Source organism: Pseudarthrobacter sp. B4EP4b, from assembly GCF_006680095.1.
Lineage (GTDB): Bacteria > Actinomycetota > Actinomycetes > Actinomycetales > Micrococcaceae > Arthrobacter.
Genome location: NZ_VHIJ01000008.1, coordinates 1 through 16928, shown reverse-complemented (window position 1 = coordinate 16928; position 16928 = coordinate 1). Strand labels below are relative to the sequence as shown.

Here is a 16928-nt window from a genome sequence, read left to right as displayed (position 1 = left end):
CGTCGTACCTCACCTGCTAGACCTCTTCTACGGAACTGGGCTCTGCACGGGACAGATCGATACCCAGTTCCTCCGCAGCCGTGAAGACTGCGTCATCAGAGTCACGCATTTCAATTGTGGTTCCGTCCGTGGAGAGGACTTCCACGTTCAGGCACAGCGACTGCATTTCCTTGATCAAGACCTTGAAGGACTCGGGAACGCCCGGCTCGGGGATGTTCTCGCCCTTGACGATGGCTTCGTAGACCTTCACGCGGCCATGGATGTCATCGGACTTGATGGTGAGGAGTTCCTGGAGCGTGTACGCGGCGCCGTAAGCTTCGAGCGCCCACACTTCCATTTCACCGAAGCGCTGGCCACCGAACTGTGCCTTACCACCCAGCGGCTGCTGCGTGATCATGGAGTACGGGCCGGTGGAGCGCGCGTGGATCTTGTCGTCCACCAGGTGGTGGAGCTTCAGGATGTACATGTAGCCGACCGAGATCGGATCCGGGAACGGCTCGCCGGAGCGGCCGTCGAACAGACGGGTCTTGCCGGAGGAGTTGATCAGGCGTTCGCCGTCGCGGGTCACGTTGGTGGAATCCAGCAGGCCAGTGATTTCCTCTTCACGGGCGCCGTCGAAGACCGGCGTTGCAACAGTGGTCTGGCCACTCTCGCGCGGCAGGTTCGGCAGCTGCTTGACCCACTCGGGCTCGCCTTCGATCTTCCAGCCGGTCTTGGCAACCCAGCCGAGGTGCGTTTCGAGCACCTGGCCCACGTTCATACGGCCCGGGACACCCAGCGGGTTCAGGACGATATCAACGGGGGTGCCGTCGGCAAGGAAGGGCATGTCCTCGATCGGGAGGATCTTGGAGATAACACCCTTGTTGCCGTGGCGGCCGGCGAGCTTGTCGCCGTCGGTGATCTTGCGCTTGGCAGCGACGTAGACGCGGACCAGCTGGTTCACGCCGGGGGGCAGTTCGTCGTCGTTGTCGCGGTCGAAGACGCGCACGCCGATGACGGTGCCGGACTCGCCGTGGGGCACCTTCAGGGAGGTGTCGCGGACTTCGCGGGACTTCTCGCCGAAGATGGCGCGCAGCAGGCGCTCTTCCGGGGTCAGTTCGGTTTCACCCTTCGGGGTGACCTTTCCGACCAGGATGTCCCCTGCTTCAACCTCGGCACCGATGTGGATGATGCCGCGCTCGTCCAGGCCTGCCAGGACTTCCTCGGACACGTTGGGGATGTCACGGGTGATTTCCTCGGCACCAAGCTTGGTGTCGCGGGCATCGATCTCGTGCTCCTCGATGTGGATGGAGGAAAGAACGTCCTCGGCAACAATGCGCTGCGAGAGGATGATGGCGTCCTCGAAGTTGTGGCCTTCCCATGACATGAATGCCACGAGCAGGTTCTTGCCGAGGGCGAGCTCGCCCTGGTCCGTTGCCGGGCCGTCGGCGATGATGCCGCCAACTTCCAGGCGCTGGCCTTCGTTCACCAGGACACGGTGGTTGTAGCAGTTGCCCTGGTTGGAGCGGGCGAACTTGTTGATGCGGTAGTTGGTCTCGGTGCCGTCGTCGTTGAGCATGATGACGAGCTCGGCGGAAACCTCGGTGACCACACCGGCCTTCTTCGCGATGACAACGTCACCGGCGTCGACGGCGGCTGCGCGCTCCATACCGGTGCCCACGAAGGGAGCCTCGGAACGGACCAGCGGCACGGCCTGGCGCTGCATGTTGGCACCCATGAGTGCGCGGTTGGCGTCGTCGTGCTCAAGGAACGGGATCAGGGCGGTAGCCACGGACACCATCTGGCGCGGGGAAACGTCCATGAACTCGACGTCCTCGGCGGGAACGAGGACGGGCTCGCCTCCACCACCACGGGCACGGACCAGGACGGTGTCCTCGGCGAACTTCTTGTTCTCGTCCAGCGGCGCGTTGGCCTGGGCGATCAGCACCTCAGCCTCGTCGTCGGCCGTCAGGTACTGGACGTCGTCGGAAACGACGCCGTTCTTGACCAGGCGGTACGGGGTCTCGATGAAGCCGAACGGGTTGATGCGTCCGTAGGATGCCAGCGAACCGATCAGGCCAATGTTCGGGCCTTCAGGGGTTTCGATGGGGCACATACGTCCGTAGTGGGACGGGTGCACGTCACGGACTTCCATGCCGGCGCGGTCACGGGACAGACCACCGGGGCCAAGCGCGGACAGGCGGCGCTTGTGGGTCAGGCCCGAGAGCGGGTTGTTCTGGTCCATGAACTGCGACAGCTGGGAGGTTCCGAAGAACTCCTTGATGGCTGCCACCACGGGGCGGATGTTGATCAGGGTCTGCGGCGTGATGGCCTCGACGTCCTGGGTGGTCATACGCTCGCGGACAACGCGCTCCATACGGGACAGGCCGGTGCGGACCTGGTTCTCGATGAGCTCGCCGACAGCGCGGATGCGGCGGTTGCCGAAGTGGTCGATGTCGTCGATTTCGACGCGCAGGTCCACTTCCTGGCCATCGCGGGTGCCCTTGATGGTCTTCTCGCCAGCGTGCAGCGCAACGAGGAACTTGATCATGGCAACGATGTCTTCAACGTGCAGGACCGAAGCTTCCTTGTCGCCAAGGGAGCGGTCGATGCCGAGCTTGCGGTTGATCTTGTAACGGCCAACCTTGGCCAGATCGTAGCGCTTGGAGTTGAAGTACAGGTTGTCCAGCAGGGACTGGGCAGCCTCGACGGTGGGCGGCTCGCCCGGGCGCAGCTTCCGGTAGATGTCCAGCAACGCGTCTTCGCGGGTCTCGGTGGCGTCCTTCTCCAGGGTTGCCCGCATGGAGTCGTACTGGCCGAACTCTTCGAGGATCTGGCCTTCGGTCCAGCCGAGGGCCTTCAGCAGCACGGTGACGGACTGCTTGCGCTTGCGGTCGAGGCGAACGCCGACCTGGTCGCGCTTGTCGATCTCGAGCTCGAACCAGGCGCCGCGGGACGGGATGATCTTCGCGGTGAAGATGTCCTTGTCGCTGGTCTTGTCAGCGGCGCGCTCGAAGTAGGCGCCCGGGGAACGAACCAGCTGGGAGACGACGACACGCTCGGTGCCGTTGACCACGAAGGTACCCTTCTCGGTCATCAGCGGGAAGTCGCCCATAAACACGGTCTGCTGCTTGATTTCGCCCGTGTTGTTGTTCATAAACTCGGCCTTGACGTACAGCGGAGCCGAGTATGTAGCGTCCCGGTCCTTGCATTCGGCCATGGTGTACTTGGGGTCAGCGAACTCCGGATCGGAGAAGCTCAGGGACATGGTGCCCTGGAAGTCCTCGATCGGGGAGATCTCTTCGAAGATGTCCGAGAGGCCGGACGTGGTGGCGACGCTGAGATCGTTTTCTTCGACAGCTTTGGCTACGCGTGCCTGCCAGCGTTCGTTCCCGACCAGCCAGTCGAAGCTGTCCGTCTGGAGGGCAAGCAGATTCGGAACGTCAAGAGGTTCGTGAATCTTTGCGAATGAGAGCCGGCGAGTGGCACCATCAGTGCTGTCGGCGGTGTTAGCGGTTTCGTTATTAGAGGTGCTCGAGGCGACCAAGAGGGATCCTTCCACAGACCTTCAGGCGTTTTCAGATCTCCCCCGCTGCACCCTGCGGAATGACTCCGCAGTGCTACCATCCGGTTCCGCTATATGACCCGGGGCCGGTGCCGATAATCCTGTGACGTTGTTGACGGCACGTTGATTGCCAGCTGCCAGGCGAAAGCCCACCGCTATATGAAGGCTGAAGGTAAACAGGGAAGACGCAAATATCTACGATACGGCAAAACAACCTACATGTCTACCCCACATCCGGTCCGATTGCAAGCACCGGTTTTCGCGGCTGCCTCCGGGGTGGCTTGCTAGAGACGCAGGGTGACGCCTTCGGCGGTGCAGGTCCCGGCGTTGGCGAACACGGCGTCCCGGACCGCGTCCCTGGACTCCTGGGCCGGGCCGCCGCCGGACTCAGCGGCTGCCGAATGGTCTATGGCGAGCAGGCTCAGCGATGCGAAGAGCCCCGTGAGGTCCCCGCTGACGGTGGCCTTGGCATCTTCGGCCTCGAGGTAGATGTCCTCGAAGCCGTCGGCGTCCCCGGCAGGGACGGCCTGGTAGTGGGCGAAGAGGGAGTTGAAGAGCTCGCAGGCTGCCCTGGTTCCTCCGGCCGGCGCAGCCGTCGGCGTCGAAGCCCGTCCAGACGGAGCCACCGCCGTGGTGGCCATTGAAGCGGACGACGGCGGGCCTGGAGTTCCGCTGCCGGCGGCGGAATCGGGCGTGGAGACAGAACAGGCGGTGAGTCCGGCGATAGCGGCGGCGGCCAGGGCCAGGTATTTTCTCACTGCTGCTCCAACCATCCCGGGGCACGGACCTGCTGTCCCCTTTGCAAAACTGTCCGTCGTCCAGCCTATGCAGGACGCCGTCGTCGTGCACGTCGCCCGGATGGGGACCTCTCCCCTGCCGCCAGCTGCCGCTCGATGCCCTGCGCAGAACGCCAGCCTTCCCCGGAATGCTTGTGCCGGCCCGGGCGTTTGAATAGATGGGTGAGCAGCGTCACGGTAGCCTTGGTGGCCTACCACCGGAATCAGATCGGGAGAGATACACATGGGCAACTCCACGGACAACACTGACGTTGTCATCCTCGCAGCAGTACGCACACCGCAGGGCCGGATCAATGGGCAACTGGCGAGCTTTACCGCCGTCGACCTCGGGGCGCATGCCATCAAGGCAGCGCTCAAGGCCAGCGGCGTGGATGCCGGCCAGGTGGAGGCAGTCATCATGGGCCAGGTGCTGCAGGCCGGTGCCGGTCAGAATCCGGCGCGGCAAAGCTCCATTGGCGCCGGAATCGGCTGGAACGTTCCGGCCGTGACCGTGAACAAGGTCTGCCTTTCAGGGCTGACGGCCGTGATCGACGCCGCCCGGATGATCCGTGGCGGGGAGGCCTCCGTGGTGGTGGCCGGCGGCCAGGAATCCATGACCCGGGCACCCCATCTGCTGCCGGGGTCCCGGCAGGGCTGGACGTACGGTTCCATCCAGGCACTGGACGCGGCGGCCCACGACGGATTGACCGATGCGTTCGACGGCCAGTCCATGGGCTTGTCCACCGAAACCCGCAACCTCACGCTCGGCATCGACAGGACCTCCCAGGACAACGTGGCCGCACAGTCCCACCAGCGGGCCGCACTGGCAGCCAAGAACGGAACGTTCGACGACGAAATCGCGCCCATCAGCGTCAAGCAACGCAAGGGGGATGCACTGGTGGTCTCCACCGACGAGGGCGTCCGCCCCAACACCTCGGTGGAATCGCTGGCCGGGCTCCGCGCAGCCTTCGTCACCGACGGCACCATTACCGCCGGCAACTCCTCTCCCCTGTCAGACGGTGCTGCGGCCCTGGTCCTGTCCTCCCGTGCCTATGCGGAAGAACACGGCCTGGAATACCTGGCGGTTGTGGGCAAGCCCGGGCAGGTTGCGGGACCGGACAATTCACTGCACTCCCAGCCGTCCAACGCCATCCAGAACGCTTTGGGGCGTGCGGGTTGGAGCACGTCGGAGCTGGACTTCATCGAAATCAACGAAGCATTCGGCTCCGTGGCGGTCCAGTCACTGAAGGACCTGGACTATCCCCTGGAGCAGTGCAACATCCATGGCGGGGCCATTGCCCTGGGCCACCCCATCGGAGCATCGGGCGCCCGCCTGGCAGGCCACGCCGCACACGAACTCAAGCGCCGCGGAAAGGGCAAGGCTGCGGTGTCGCTGTGTGGCGGCGGCGGACAGGGCGAAGCGCTCCTGCTGTACCGCGACTGATGGGCAACACAGCACCCGGCGCCGGCAGGGACAGGTTCCTTGCCGACGCCGAGGCCCGCGGCCTGCAGGTGGAGGTTGTCGAAAGGCCCGCCGCCAAAAGCCTGGAGGAGGCAGCAGGCATCCTGGGGATCACGCCGTCGGACATCGTAAAATCCCTGGTGGTCAAGCACAAGGACGGCTCGTTCCTGTTCGCCCTTATTCCGGGCGACCGCCAGATTTCCTGGCCCAAGCTCCGCACCCTCGTGGGCGTCAACAAGCTCTCCCTGCCTCCGGCTGATGTGGCCTTGGACGCCACCGGCTACGAACGCGGCACCATCACCCCGCTGGGGAGCACCAACAGCTGGCCGGTCTATGCGGACGCCACCATCACCGGCCGGAGGATCTCGATGGGTGCCGGAGCCCACGGCTACAGCGCTTTTGTGGACGCGGATGCCCTCACCGGTGCGCTGGGGGCTGTGGTGGCGGATATCAGCGACCCCGCCTGACCTGCCCAGCTGAGTGACAGTTAACGTCGTGAAACCGCGTTTTCACGACGTTAACTGCGACTCAGCTGGGAACGCAAAAGCCCCGCCCACAGACGTGGACGGGGCTTTTGCAGGAAAAGGCGTTGTTACTTGAGGGTAACGGTGGCGCCTGCAGCCTCAAGCTGCTCCTTGGCCTTCTCGGCAGCTTCCTTCGTTGCACCTTCGAGGACAGCCTTGGGAGCACTGTCAACCAGGTCCTTGGCTTCCTTCAGGCCCAGGGAAGTGATGGCGCGAACTTCCTTGATCACTGCGATCTTCTTGTCGCCGGCAGCTTCGAGGACGACGTCGAAGTCAGTCTTCTCTTCGACCTCTTCAGCAGCAGCACCGGCGGGGCCGGCAACAGCTACAGCAGCAGCGGTAACTTCGAAGGTCTCTTCGAAGAGCTTGACGAACTCGGAGAGCTCGATGATGGTCAGTTCCTTGAAAGCTTCAATGAGCTCTTCGTTGGTGAGCTTCGCCATGGTAGGCGTCCTTCCTGTTGTGGTGTCGGCGCGGCACGAAGCCTTGCGTTACACCGGAGTCTGGTGGAGTAAAGAGAGTTAGTTCTCTTCGGCAGCCGGAGCTTCGGCCGGAGCCTCTGCTTCAGCGGCGGGGGCTTCTTCAGCGGCAGGCGCTTCGGCAGCTGCCGGTGCACCGTTCTCTTCTTCAAGCTTGAGGCGCAGTGCGTCAATGATGCGTGCAGCGGCGGCGGCAGGTGCCTTGAGGACACCGGCAACCTTGGCGAGCTGCAGCTCACGGGACTCGAGCGCTGCCAGTTCGGCAACCTCGCTGGCGTTCAGTGCCTTGCCCTCGAAGTAACCGGTCTTGATGACCAGCTGCTTGTTGGTCTTGGCAAAATCCGTCAGGCTCTTGGCAGCGGCAACTGCGTCACCCTTGATGAACGCGATTGCAGTGGGGCCGGCAAGCTGGCCGTCGAATGCTTCGACGCCGGCTTCCTTGGCTGCAATGGCGGTCAGGGTGTTCTTGACGACCGCGAACTTGGTGTCCTGGCCGAGAGAAACACGCAGCTGCTTGAGCTGTGCAACGGTGAGCCCGCGGTATTCGGTCAGGACAGCGGCGTTCGATTCCTTGAAATCGTTAGTGATCTCAGCTACTGCTGAAACCTTGGTAGGCGTTGCCATAACCCTCCTTCCGGGGATAGTGCCGGTATGCGACGGTCCCCGCTCAAGAGAGCTAAAACTAAAAACGCCCCGCGCAGATGCACGGGGCTTGGCTCAACACAGATCAGTCCATGGAGCTTTGCTTCGTTCACCTGCGCCGGCCGCCCTGCGTTGAGGGTCCTTCGTCCAGAAACCCACTGCATCTCCCGCGCACAACACAGAGTTGAGTCATGCTCGAGAGAGTGGATTTCCAACAACCGACGGTCTTTGGTCATCCCAGTCTACGGGAGAGCCACGGAGACCGCCAAATCGAAGCCCTAGCTGGTGCTGGTGTGCAGGTGCGGGAGCTCCTTCTGCCAGATCCCTGTGACTCCTGCTGTCTGGAAGCCCAGTTGCTTGTTCACGGTCAGGAGGTACCGGTTTTCCGGGGCGTTCCAGGTGTAGATGACGCGCGCGTCCGGGAACTGCTCGGTAAGCCGCTCCATGTTGGCCACCTTGATCAGCAGGCCAAGCTTGTTGCCGCGGTGTTCCTGCAGGACCAGGGTGTCGTCCTGGAAGACGACGTCGGCGCGGTGCGCCAGGACAGTGATGGTGGTCAGACCCACCAGGGTTCCGGTGGCGAGGTGTTCGACGGCGGTGACCACGGTCCGCCTGCCCTGGGCAATGGCGACTTCTTCGGCCTCCCGGAGGATGGCGCCGTCGAACACCATCTCCTGCTCAACGGGCGCATCCAAGGCCGGATCGACGTCGGCCCCGGCCAGGTTCTCCAAGGCCGCGACCGCCTCCAGCCACTGCTCCGGGCAGCGGTCCGTCCAGTGGTGCAGCCGGTACCGCCCGTTGTTGGCCTCATCCGCTTCCGCCTGCAGGTCGGCCACAAGCTTGGTGTCCAGCGGCAACGCGCAGGAGCTGAACTGTTCGATGTGCTGCAGCGTGTAACCGGTGCGCTGGGCGAACTCCACTTCCCGGCTTTCGAGCGGCACAAAGCCCTGCCCCGTACCGGGGACCAGCTGGGCGCGTTCAAATTCATGCAGGGAAGCGCCCGGGTGGTTGGTGTCCACCAGGATCATGGTGCGGCCCTCCTCGCGGGCCAGCTGTTCCGCTGCCTGCAGCAGCCTCCGCCCCACTCCCTGGCGCTGGAACTCGGGGAGGATGTCGAGGGTGAACTCCGCCAGGTCCAGGTTGTCAGTGAGGGGCAGGGCAATATCGACAGTGCCCACTATCTCCCCGTCCACCTTGGCCACGAGAATGAGCTGCCGCTCGTAAGGGTCCTGGAACTCAAGCAGCTTCTCCAGGGGGCCGTAGGCGAGGTCATCGCTCCCCCAGGTCTGCATGCGGACTTTCCGGCCTACCTCGACGGCGGCCAGGAAGTCAGCTGCGTCCGGCGCGTCCAGTGAGTCGGGAATCCAAAGCTGCTCGATCTTTACGTCTCTTGCCATAGGCGCATCATCCCAGCCGTTTCTGCCACTCGCCTTCATAACCTGCAGGTTTGAATCCAAGTGCGATATTTATGGCCAGCATATGTTGGTTTTCGTTGGCATTCCATGTCACGACCGAACTCGCCGCTGGCCATCTCGCTTGTGCCCGCCGCAGGTTTGCTATTTTGACGAGCATGCCCAGGCGCCGGCCACGGTGTTCCTCCGTCACCAGGGTGTCCTGCTGGGCAACGGATTCCGGGACCCCGGGGCGCCAGTTCAGGACCGTGTAGGCCACCAGTTCCCCCGTGGTCCGGTGCACCGCAGCTGTGACGGCGGACTGGACACCACCGCGCAGGAGCGTCTGTTCCTCCTCATGGACCCTCGCCGTATCCCAGTCCTCGCGTTCCCAGTCCAGTCCGGCGATGGGAACATCGGTGCTCATGGTTGCCTTGAGCCGGGCATAGGCCTGCACAAGGTCCTCCGGGCAGGTGTCATCCCAACCGGTCAAGGTGTATTCCCCGGCCTTCGGTGCGGCCCCGGCTTCCAACAGGTCCAGCACGTCCTCCGGCACGGGCAGCTCCAGGCGGCTGGAGCGTTCCACCTGCTCCAGTTCATAACCGGCGGCAACAGCGAAGCCCACGGCCGGATCATTCACCGGCAGGCCGCCCGCCCCTGATTTGGCCGGCAGCAGGGAGCCGCCGCCTGTCCTGTCCAAGGGCACTTCGTGGTAGGCGTCCAGTGAGGTCCTGCCGCGTGACCTGGCAACGGCTTCGGCGTGGGCAAGGAGAGCACGCCCCAGGCCTTGGCGGCGATGGGCGGGGGCGATGAGGACGTCAATTCCGGCGGTGTGGGTGTTCTCGCGCAACGGAAGCGTCACCGAGCATAGGCCCACGGGTTCAGTTCCACGCCGGGCCAGGTAGAGGTGGCGTTCCTCGTAGTCGCTGCCACGCCAGTACTCCATTGCCTCGGGCAAGGTGGGGCAGCGGTCAAGGTTGCCCCAGAGGGCCAGTTCATGGGCCACCCGCAGGCTGTGGCACTCCCGGAATGCGGCACTGAGTTGTGCTCCCCCGTGTTCAGGCCCGGCAGCGGGCGGCACCTCGACGGCGGCTATGGTCAGTACTGCGTTTTCTGCTGCGGATGGTTCCGGATCCGGTGCGGCCATTTCCATAGCTTAGGCGTCGAACGTGCCCGTGCGGATAGGTTCCCGCGGGCATCATGGAACCGCCAGTTAAAACAAGAACCGCCCGGCAAGCGCCGGGCGGTTCTGTTTGCTGCGGAAAGTACGCAGCAGATGGTTCAGACGAGGATTTAGGCCTCGGTCAGAACCTTGGTGACGTTGGGGTCAACGGAGATGCCGGGACCGAACGTGGTGGCAACCGTGGCCTTCTGGATGTAGCGGCCCTTGGAAGCGGACGGCTTCAGGCGAAGCACCTCTTCCAGAGCTGCTGCATAGTTCTCAGCCAGCTTGATGGCGTCGAAGGACACCTTGCCGATGATGAAGTGCAGGTTGGAGTGCTTGTCGACGCGGAAGTCGATCTTTCCACCCTTGATGTCGTTGACGGCCTTGGTGACATCGGGGGTCACGGTGCCCGTCTTCGGGTTCGGCATCAGGTTACGCGGACCCAGGACCTTACCGAGGCGGCCAACCTTGCCCATGAGGTCAGGGGTGGCGACGGCGGCGTCGAAGTCGGTCCAGCCGCCGGCGATCTTTTCGATCAGGTCATCGGAACCAACGAAGTCGGCGCCGGCAGCGATTGCTGCCTCAGCCTTGTCACCCGTGGCGAAAACCAGGACGCGGGCAGTCTTACCGGTGCCGTGGGGCAGGTTGACCGTGCCGCGGACCATCTGGTCAGCCTTGCGGGGGTCCACGCCGAGGCGGAATGCAACCTCAACGGTGGCGTCGAACTTGGACGGGTTGGTGTCCTTGGCCAGCGTCACTGCCTCGAACGGTGCGTAGAACTTCTCGCCGTCGATCTTGGCGGCTGCTGCCTCATATGCTTTGCTGCGCTTTGCCATGCTGCTTGTTTCTCCTTGTGCAGTTGTGGTCTGCGGACCGCGCTGGGCCCTGCCACAGTTGGTGCTCCGACCCGTTATCCGTGCCGGATGTCCAACATTTCAGTTTTGATGGTGCCGGTGTCCCGGCGGTGCCGCCCGTCGTCGTGATCGGTTTCCCGAGCCCGGTTCAGAGGCGGCGGGTGCGACTAACCCTCGACAGTGATGCCCATGGAGCGGGCGGTGCCGGCGATGATCTTCGCTGCGCCTTCGAGGCTGGTGGCGTTGAGGTCTTCCATCTTGGTGGAGGCGATCTCGTTGACCTGGGCCTGGGTCAGCTTGGCAACCTTGACGGTGTGCGGGGTAGCTGAACCCTTGGCGACGCCTGCAGCCTTCTTGATGAGCTCTGCAGCCGGCGGGGTCTTGGTGATGAACGTGAAGGAACGGTCCTCATAGACCGTGATTTCCACGGGGATGACGTTTCCGCGCTGGGCTTCCGTCGCGGCGTTGTACGCCTTGCAGAATTCCATGATGTTGACACCGTGCTGGCCAAGCGCAGGACCGATCGGCGGAGCCGGGTTAGCGGCACCTGCCTGGATCTGCAGCTTGATGAGGCCGGTGACCTTCTTCTTGGGAGCCAATGTAGGGTCCTTCTCTCAATAACGTCCTGGGACACAGGAGCGTGCCTCAGGTTTTTGGCCGCCATGGCGAGGCGGCCGGCCGTTCCGGTGCTGCTAAGCGGGCAGCGCCGGGACGAATTCTCGGGAAATCAGATCTTGGTGACCTGGTTGAACGCCAGCGTGACAGGCGTTTCGCGCTCGAAGATGGAAACCAGCACCACGAGGGTCTGGGATTCGACCTTGATCTCGGAGATGGTGGCGGGAAGGGTCTCGAAGGGACCTTCCTTGACGATGACGGACTCGCCAACTTCGAAGTCCACGTCCACGGGAGCCTGGTTCTGCTTGTTGACCGGCTTGCCCTTCTCGGCCTGCTCTTCTTCGAAGACCGGGGCGAGCATGGAGAAGACCTCGTCCAGGCGCAGCGGAACCGGGTTGTGGGCGTTGCCCACGAAGCCGGTGACACCGGGGGTGTGCCGGACGGCGCCCCAGGAGGCGTCCGTCAGGTCCATGCGGACCAGGACGTAGCCGGGGATACGGACGCGGTTGATGACCTTGCGCTGGGCGTTCTTGATCTCAACGACTTCTTCCATGGGCACCTGGATTTCGAAGATGTAATCTTCCATGTCCAGGGTCTGGATGCGGGTCTCCAGGTTGGCCTTCACGCGGTTTTCGTACCCGGCGTAGGAGTGGATGACATACCAGTCACCCTCCTGGCGGCGAAGCTTGGCCTTGAACTCCTCGGCGGGGTCAACATCGGCCTTGGCTGCGGCGGCGGCGAGGGCGTCGGCGGACTCTTCCCCGGAGCCGGCCTCGTCCTCGGACTCTGCGTCAAAGTCATCAGAGTCGGCGTCATCGTCGGAATCGGCGTCGTTGGCTTCGGGCGCGGAGGAATCAACCTCAGACTCGTCACCGGCTTCTGCCGTGATGTCCGCGGACTCTTCCAGCTCAGTCTCGGTTACCTCGAGCTCCTGCTCAGACACTTGGTCTCCTGCTTCCTCATTGCCTAACATGCCTATTTAAATGGCTCAATTCCGCACACCGGTGTTCCCTCCGGTTTTCCCGGACGGAACACGCAGCTGCGGATGGTTCAGCCTTAGCTGTCCCCGGGGCCGGTTCCGGCGAAGACCCACTGAACAACAGTTCCAAAACCGATATCCAGCAGGCTGACGATGACCATCATGATGGCCACGAACACCAGCACCACGAGCGTGTAATTGACCAGTTCCTTGCGGGTTGGTGCAACAACCTTCTTCAGTTCGCCGATGATCTGGCGGACAAAGAGTGCAATGCGGGCGAAGAAGCTTGCCTTGGCGTCCTTCTTAGCTGGGCGGCCCTTGGAGCTGCTGGCAGCTGTTTCGGTCACCTGGTCCTCGCTCATCTTTGCAATGTTGGATTACCCGGCCCTGATCAGAACCATGGTTGCTGCGCTTGCCCCGGGCTTTTCGCCCGGGACAGCTTGCGCAGGGCAGACAGGACTCGAACCTGCAACCTGCGGTTTTGGAGACCGCTGCGCTACCAATTGCGCCACTACCCTATGGAGTGAATCCCACCCTGACCACAACGAACCGCCAGCTTGTACTGGGGCGCACGTCATCATCCGTGTTTTCAACACCGGTGAACCAGTCTACGCAACAACTTCGCGTTCGTCGAACCGGCCCGTTTCCGGCCCTTCCCGACGCCTTTGCTGAAGCTGGCTGCAAGGCAGTCACATTCAAAACCGGCAACCCGGAGGGTCCGCTGAACAGCATAGAGTAGAACTCGTCGAATCCCACATTCCAGCCTCCGGGCTGCAAGCGAAGAACGGACCTGCCATGTCTGCCGCCCGCGTTTCCAAGCGCATATCCGCAATTGCCGAATCCGCCACCCTTGCTGTTGATGCCAAGGCGAAGGCGCTGAAGGCAGCAGGCCGGCCGGTTATTGGATTCGGCGCCGGCGAACCCGACTTCCCCACCCCGGACTACATCGTCCAGGCCGCCATCGAAGCGGCGGGCCAGCCGAAGTACCACCGCTACTCCCCTGCCGGCGGGCTGCCAGAGCTGAAGAAAGCCATTGCCGAGAAGACTCTGCGCGACTCCGGCTACGCCGTCGACCCTTCCCAGGTCCTGGTGACCAACGGCGGCAAGCAGGCCGTCTACAACACCTTCGCCACGCTGGTGGATCCGGGTGATGAGGTCATCGTCCCCACCCCGTTCTGGACTACCTACCCGGAAGCAATCCGGCTCGCCGGCGGTGTGCCGGTGGAGGTTTTCGCCGGCCCCGAGCAGGACTACCTGGTGACCGTCGAGCAGCTTGAGGCCGCGGTCACCGACAAAACGAAGATCCTGTTGTTCGTCTCGCCGTCGAACCCCACCGGCTCGGTCTACTCGCCGGAGCAGGTGGCGGAGATCGGCAAGTGGGCCGCCGCCAAGGGTCTGTGGGTTGTCACGGACGAGATCTACGAGCACCTGACCTATGACGGCGTTCCCTTCACCTCCATCGCCACCGCCGCCCCGGAACTGGGCGACAAGGTGGTCATCCTGAACGGTGTGGCCAAGACCTACGCCATGACCGGCTGGCGCGTGGGCTGGATGATCGGCCCGGCGGACGTAATCAAGGCCGCCACCAACCTCCAGTCACACGCCACGTCCAATGTTTCGAACATCATGCAGATCGCCGCCCTCGCGGCCGTGTCCGGACCGCTGACCGCCGTCGACGAGATGAAGGTGGCCTTCGACCGCCGCCGCAAGGCCATCGTCGCCGGGCTCAACGCCATCGAAGGCGTGGAATGCCCGACGCCGACGGGTGCCTTCTACGTGTACGCGGACGTCCGCGCGCTGCTGGGTAAGGAATTCCCGACGGCGTCCGGCACCTCCACGCCGCAGACCTCCGCCGAACTGGCTGCCTTGATACTGGATGAGGTTGAGGTGGCAGTAGTTCCGGGTGAGGCGTTCGGGCCCTCGGGCTACCTCCGCCTTTCCTACGCCTTGGGAGACGAAGACCTCGCTACCGGCGTGCAGCGGCTGCAGGACTTCCTGGGCAAAGCCCAGTAGGACGCTCTCTCACTTAACGCGGGAAAAACCGGAACGCTCTATCACTTAACGCTGGAAAAACCAAAACGCTCTATCACTCTCTTCAGGAGAGTGATAGAGCGTTCCGGTTTAAGGCGCATCAAGTGATGGAGCGTCGGGAAAAAGGGCGCTTTAAGTGAGAGAGCGTTTGGCTGGGCTAGAGGAGGCGGCGCTCGGCGGCCCACTTGGTGAGTTCGTGGCGGCTGGAGAGCTGGAGTTTGCGGAGCACCGCGGAAACGTGAGTCTCCACTGTCTTGATGCTGATGAAGAGCTCCTTGGCCACTTCCTTGTAGCTGTAGCCGCGGGCTATCAACCGCATCACTTCGAGTTCGCGGGCTGAGAGCCTGTCCAGTTCGTCATCAGCGATGTCTGCCGGGGCGGTGCCGAAGGCGTCCAGCACGAAACCTGCCAGGCGCGGGGAGAAAACGGCGTCTCCCCCGGCCACCCGGTATACGGCATCGGTGATTTCCTTCCCGGAGATGGTCTTGGTGACATAACCCCGGGCGCCGGCCCGGATCACGGCCACAACATCCTCCGCGGCGTCCGAAACGCTGAGCGCAAGAAACCTGGTGCTGGACAGCAGCGCGGCCGAGCCGGCGATGACTTCCCGTCCTCCACCGCCGAGGCCGCCGGGCAGATGGACGTCCAGCAGCACAACTTCCGGGCGTTCCCGGGCGATCACGTCAATGGCCTGCTCCACCGTTGCTGCTTCCCCCACCACGTGGATACTCGGATCAAGGTCCGCCTTCAGGCCGGAGCGGAAGATCGCATGGTCGTCGACGATCACCACCCGGACTGGTGTGGCCTGCCGGACGGGGCCCGTACCGGCTCCCTGCGTGGTGTTCATGCTTTGCCTTCCGTACTTTGTGATGGCTTCTCGGCCTGCGCAGCGGCCGGGTAACCGAGCCGCACTTCCGTGCCGTCCGTGGTGCTGGTAATGGTGGCGGTGCCGCCATGGCGGTTCATCCGGCCGATGATGGATTCCCGGACACCCAGACGGTCCTCCGGCACGTGCTGCAGTTCGAAGCCCGGGCCACGGTCCTTGATGAAGATCTCAGCCCGGTCCCCGGATACTTCCAGGTATACCGAGACGGTCCCGCCGCCGTGCCGGGAGGCGTTCAGCATTGCCTCACGGCTGGCCTGGATCAGGGCCTCGTGGCCCTCGGTGACTGCAGTGTCCCCCACGCTCACCACCTCCACGGCATTGCCCAGCAGGTCCTCCACCTCGGCAGCAACAGCCTTGATCCGGTCCGAGAGCTGCCCGGCATCCTTCTCCGGATCGGCGAAGAGCCAGCCCCGCAGCTCCCGTTCCTGGGCACGTGCCAGCCGGACGACGTCGTGCTCGTTGGACGCCCGCCGCTGGATCAGGGCCAGGGTCTGCAGCACGGAGTCATGAAGGTGGGCTGCGATCTCCGCCCGCTCGGTTTCCCGGATCCGGCCTGCACGTTCCGCCTCAAGGTCGCGCCAGAATTTCAGGGCCCACGGGAGCAGGACCAGCACCACGCCGCCAAGGACAGCCACGGAGGCCAGCAGAGCCAGCCAGGTCTGTTCCCAGGAACCGGAGCCGGACACCATCACCAGGACGCCGGCCACCACCAGTGCCAGGCCGGCAGCGAGCCGTGCCCACCCGCCGGCCTGGTCCGCCTTGGTTTTGTCCACGAGGCCCGCACGGCGGGTTTCGTCCAGCTGTATCCACGCGATGGAGGCCCCGCCCAGGACCGCTGCAGCCGGAATCAGGGTGCCCAGCGGAACGTCGACGCCGAGGATCTGGGCGATCAGGATGCCGGCCACCAGCAGCAGCCCGGCGCCGAGCAGGATTTCCTTGCCGTACCGCATTTCACGGAACTGGAACCAGGGGGGCCGTGCTGCCGCCGCAGTGGTTCCGGCGAAGTCACCGGGCGCGGCATACGCGGGGTCTTCCGGACCGGGCGGGTAGGTGCCGGCACCTGGCATAACTGAAGTTGGCATGCCAGGTCCGGCGGCCGGGACACGGCCAGGGGCCCAACCCCGAACATCGCTGCGAACAGCTGCCTGGACGGGGGCCTGGCTCACAGCAGGCGCAATGGGCGACGTCGGGCGGCGCGCCTGCCGCCGGGCGCTTTCGTCCGCCGTGGGCACCATGATCCACAGCCAGGCATAGAAGACGATGCCGGCACCGCCCGCCAGTGTTGCTAGGGCCATGCCCACCCGCACGTTGCGGACCGGCCAGCCCAGGTGCGCGGCAAGGCCGGAACAGACGCCCGCGATAAAGCGGTCGCTGCGCCGGACTAGCGGGGGCCGGATGGGGGCGGTTGTCATGGATCAATCCAAACACGGATCAGGGTTGCCCGGACCCCGTTCCGGCCTGAACCGGGGGCCACTCAGGGACCGTTCAGGGTGTCCCCCAGTAGAGCGGAAGCGCCGCGGACGGAAGGATCGAGGTATGAACTCGCAAACCCCCACCCCTGATGACGGCCACCCCACGGA

The 16928-nt window shown here is 63.9% G+C and carries 15 protein-coding genes and 1 tRNA gene; 3 read left to right on the top strand and 13 right to left on the bottom strand.

The features are described 5' to 3' along the window. Positions 1-16: 16 nt before the first annotated feature. Positions 17-3526, bottom strand: a complete 3510-nt coding sequence (rpoB, locus tag FNL14_RS02840; RefSeq protein ID WP_091415051.1) for a DNA-directed RNA polymerase subunit beta — start codon at positions 3524-3526, stop codon at positions 17-19. 302 nt (positions 3527-3828) lie between these two features. Continuing rightward, on the bottom strand, positions 3829-4302 hold the full coding sequence (locus FNL14_RS02835; protein WP_255470685.1) for a hypothetical protein: 474 nt from the start codon (positions 4300-4302) through the stop codon (positions 3829-3831). Positions 4303-4564: 262 nt separating this feature from the next. On the opposite strand from FNL14_RS02835, the gene FNL14_RS02830 reads away from it, so the two are divergent. Then, positions 4565-5764, top strand: a complete 1200-nt coding sequence (locus FNL14_RS02830; RefSeq protein ID WP_091415046.1) for an acetyl-CoA C-acetyltransferase — start codon at positions 4565-4567, stop codon at positions 5762-5764. Beyond that, positions 5764-6249: an aminoacyl-tRNA deacylase gene (locus FNL14_RS02825; RefSeq protein ID WP_142057493.1), complete on the top strand. Its 486-nt coding sequence runs from the start codon at positions 5764-5766 to the stop codon at positions 6247-6249. The genes FNL14_RS02830 and FNL14_RS02825 overlap by 1 nt, the downstream gene beginning before the upstream one ends. 125 nt (positions 6250-6374) lie before the next feature. On the opposite strand, the gene rplL is transcribed toward FNL14_RS02825, so the two are convergent. From rplL to FNL14_RS02780, 9 genes are all read right to left on the bottom strand, one after another. Beyond that, positions 6375-6749 (bottom strand): 50S ribosomal protein L7/L12, encoded by a 375-nt coding sequence (gene rplL / locus FNL14_RS02820; RefSeq protein ID WP_066277893.1) that lies wholly within the window; start codon positions 6747-6749, stop codon positions 6375-6377. Positions 6750-6827: 78 nt separating this feature from the next. After that, a complete protein-coding gene (gene rplJ / locus FNL14_RS02815; protein ID WP_079596662.1) occupies positions 6828-7409 on the bottom strand; it encodes a 50S ribosomal protein L10 in 582 nt (193 codons plus the stop codon). Positions 7410-7705: 296 nt separating this feature from the next. Then, complete coding sequence (locus FNL14_RS02810) at positions 7706-8824, bottom strand: GNAT family N-acetyltransferase (protein WP_142057492.1); 1119 nt, start codon at positions 8822-8824, stop codon at positions 7706-7708. A gap of 7 nt (positions 8825-8831) precedes the next feature. Beyond that, positions 8832-9965, bottom strand: coding sequence for a GNAT family N-acetyltransferase (locus FNL14_RS02805; RefSeq protein ID WP_255470684.1), 1134 nt, complete (start codon positions 9963-9965; stop codon positions 8832-8834). Positions 9966-10111: 146 nt separating this feature from the next. Beyond that, positions 10112-10819: a 50S ribosomal protein L1 gene (gene rplA / locus FNL14_RS02800; RefSeq protein WP_091415037.1), complete on the bottom strand. Its 708-nt coding sequence runs from the start codon at positions 10817-10819 to the stop codon at positions 10112-10114. A 185-nt stretch (positions 10820-11004) separates the two neighbouring features. Beyond that, positions 11005-11436, bottom strand: coding sequence for a 50S ribosomal protein L11 (rplK, locus tag FNL14_RS02795; RefSeq protein ID WP_003803853.1), 432 nt, complete (start codon positions 11434-11436; stop codon positions 11005-11007). Positions 11437-11564: 128 nt separating this feature from the next. After that, on the bottom strand, positions 11565-12395 hold the full coding sequence (nusG, locus tag FNL14_RS02790) for a transcription termination/antitermination protein NusG (RefSeq protein ID WP_091415034.1): 831 nt from the start codon (positions 12393-12395) through the stop codon (positions 11565-11567). A 113-nt stretch (positions 12396-12508) separates the two neighbouring features. Then, positions 12509-12793 carry a preprotein translocase subunit SecE gene (secE, locus tag FNL14_RS02785; RefSeq protein WP_091415032.1) on the bottom strand — a complete coding sequence of 95 codons (285 nt, stop codon included), beginning with the start codon at positions 12791-12793 and terminating at the stop codon, positions 12509-12511. 83 nt (positions 12794-12876) lie between these two features. Next, positions 12877-12949, bottom strand: a tRNA-Trp gene (locus FNL14_RS02780). Between the two features lie 277 nt (positions 12950-13226). Between FNL14_RS02780 and FNL14_RS02775 the strand changes: the two genes are divergently transcribed. Next, the gene (locus FNL14_RS02775; RefSeq protein ID WP_142057488.1) at positions 13227-14444 is read left to right on the top strand and encodes a pyridoxal phosphate-dependent aminotransferase; all 1218 of its coding nucleotides are present in this window, start codon (positions 13227-13229) and stop codon (positions 14442-14444) included. A 175-nt stretch (positions 14445-14619) separates the two neighbouring features. Here the strand turns inward: FNL14_RS02775 and FNL14_RS02770 are convergent, their stop codons facing one another. Together FNL14_RS02770 and FNL14_RS02765 are read right to left on the bottom strand one after the other, a co-directional pair. Continuing rightward, the gene (locus FNL14_RS02770; protein ID WP_142057486.1) at positions 14620-15309 is read right to left on the bottom strand and encodes a response regulator transcription factor; all 690 of its coding nucleotides are present in this window, start codon (positions 15307-15309) and stop codon (positions 14620-14622) included. Continuing rightward, positions 15306-16760: an ATP-binding protein gene (locus tag FNL14_RS02765; RefSeq protein ID WP_142057484.1), complete on the bottom strand. Its 1455-nt coding sequence runs from the start codon at positions 16758-16760 to the stop codon at positions 15306-15308. Before FNL14_RS02765 ends, FNL14_RS02770 begins: the two co-directional genes overlap by 4 nt. Positions 16761-16928: the final 168 nt, after the last annotated feature.

Excerpts from the sequence above, each read along its gene's own strand:
- FNL14_RS02830 (WP_091415046.1), top strand. The coding sequence starts at position 4,565 with ATGGGCAACTCCACGGACAACACTGACGTTGTCATCCTCGCAGCAGTA.
- FNL14_RS02770 (WP_142057486.1), bottom strand. The coding sequence starts at position 15,309 with ATGAACACCACGCAGGGAGCCGGTACGGGCCCCGTCCGGCAGGCCACA.
- FNL14_RS02775 (WP_142057488.1), top strand. The coding sequence starts at position 13,227 with ATGTCTGCCGCCCGCGTTTCCAAGCGCATATCCGCAATTGCCGAATCC.
- FNL14_RS02825 (WP_142057493.1), top strand. The coding sequence starts at position 5,764 with ATGGGCAACACAGCACCCGGCGCCGGCAGGGACAGGTTCCTTGCCGAC.
- FNL14_RS02805 (WP_255470684.1), bottom strand. The coding sequence starts at position 9,965 with ATGGCCGCACCGGATCCGGAACCATCCGCAGCAGAAAACGCAGTACTG.
- rplJ (WP_079596662.1), bottom strand. The coding sequence starts at position 7,409 with ATGGCAACGCCTACCAAGGTTTCAGCAGTAGCTGAGATCACTAACGAT.
- rplL (WP_066277893.1), bottom strand. The coding sequence starts at position 6,749 with ATGGCGAAGCTCACCAACGAAGAGCTCATTGAAGCTTTCAAGGAACTG.
- FNL14_RS02810 (WP_142057492.1), bottom strand. The coding sequence starts at position 8,824 with ATGGCAAGAGACGTAAAGATCGAGCAGCTTTGGATTCCCGACTCACTG.
- secE (WP_091415032.1), bottom strand. The coding sequence starts at position 12,793 with ATGAGCGAGGACCAGGTGACCGAAACAGCTGCCAGCAGCTCCAAGGGC.
- rplA (WP_091415037.1), bottom strand. The coding sequence starts at position 10,819 with ATGGCAAAGCGCAGCAAAGCATATGAGGCAGCAGCCGCCAAGATCGAC.
- FNL14_RS02765 (WP_142057484.1), bottom strand. The coding sequence starts at position 16,760 with ATGACAACCGCCCCCATCCGGCCCCCGCTAGTCCGGCGCAGCGACCGC.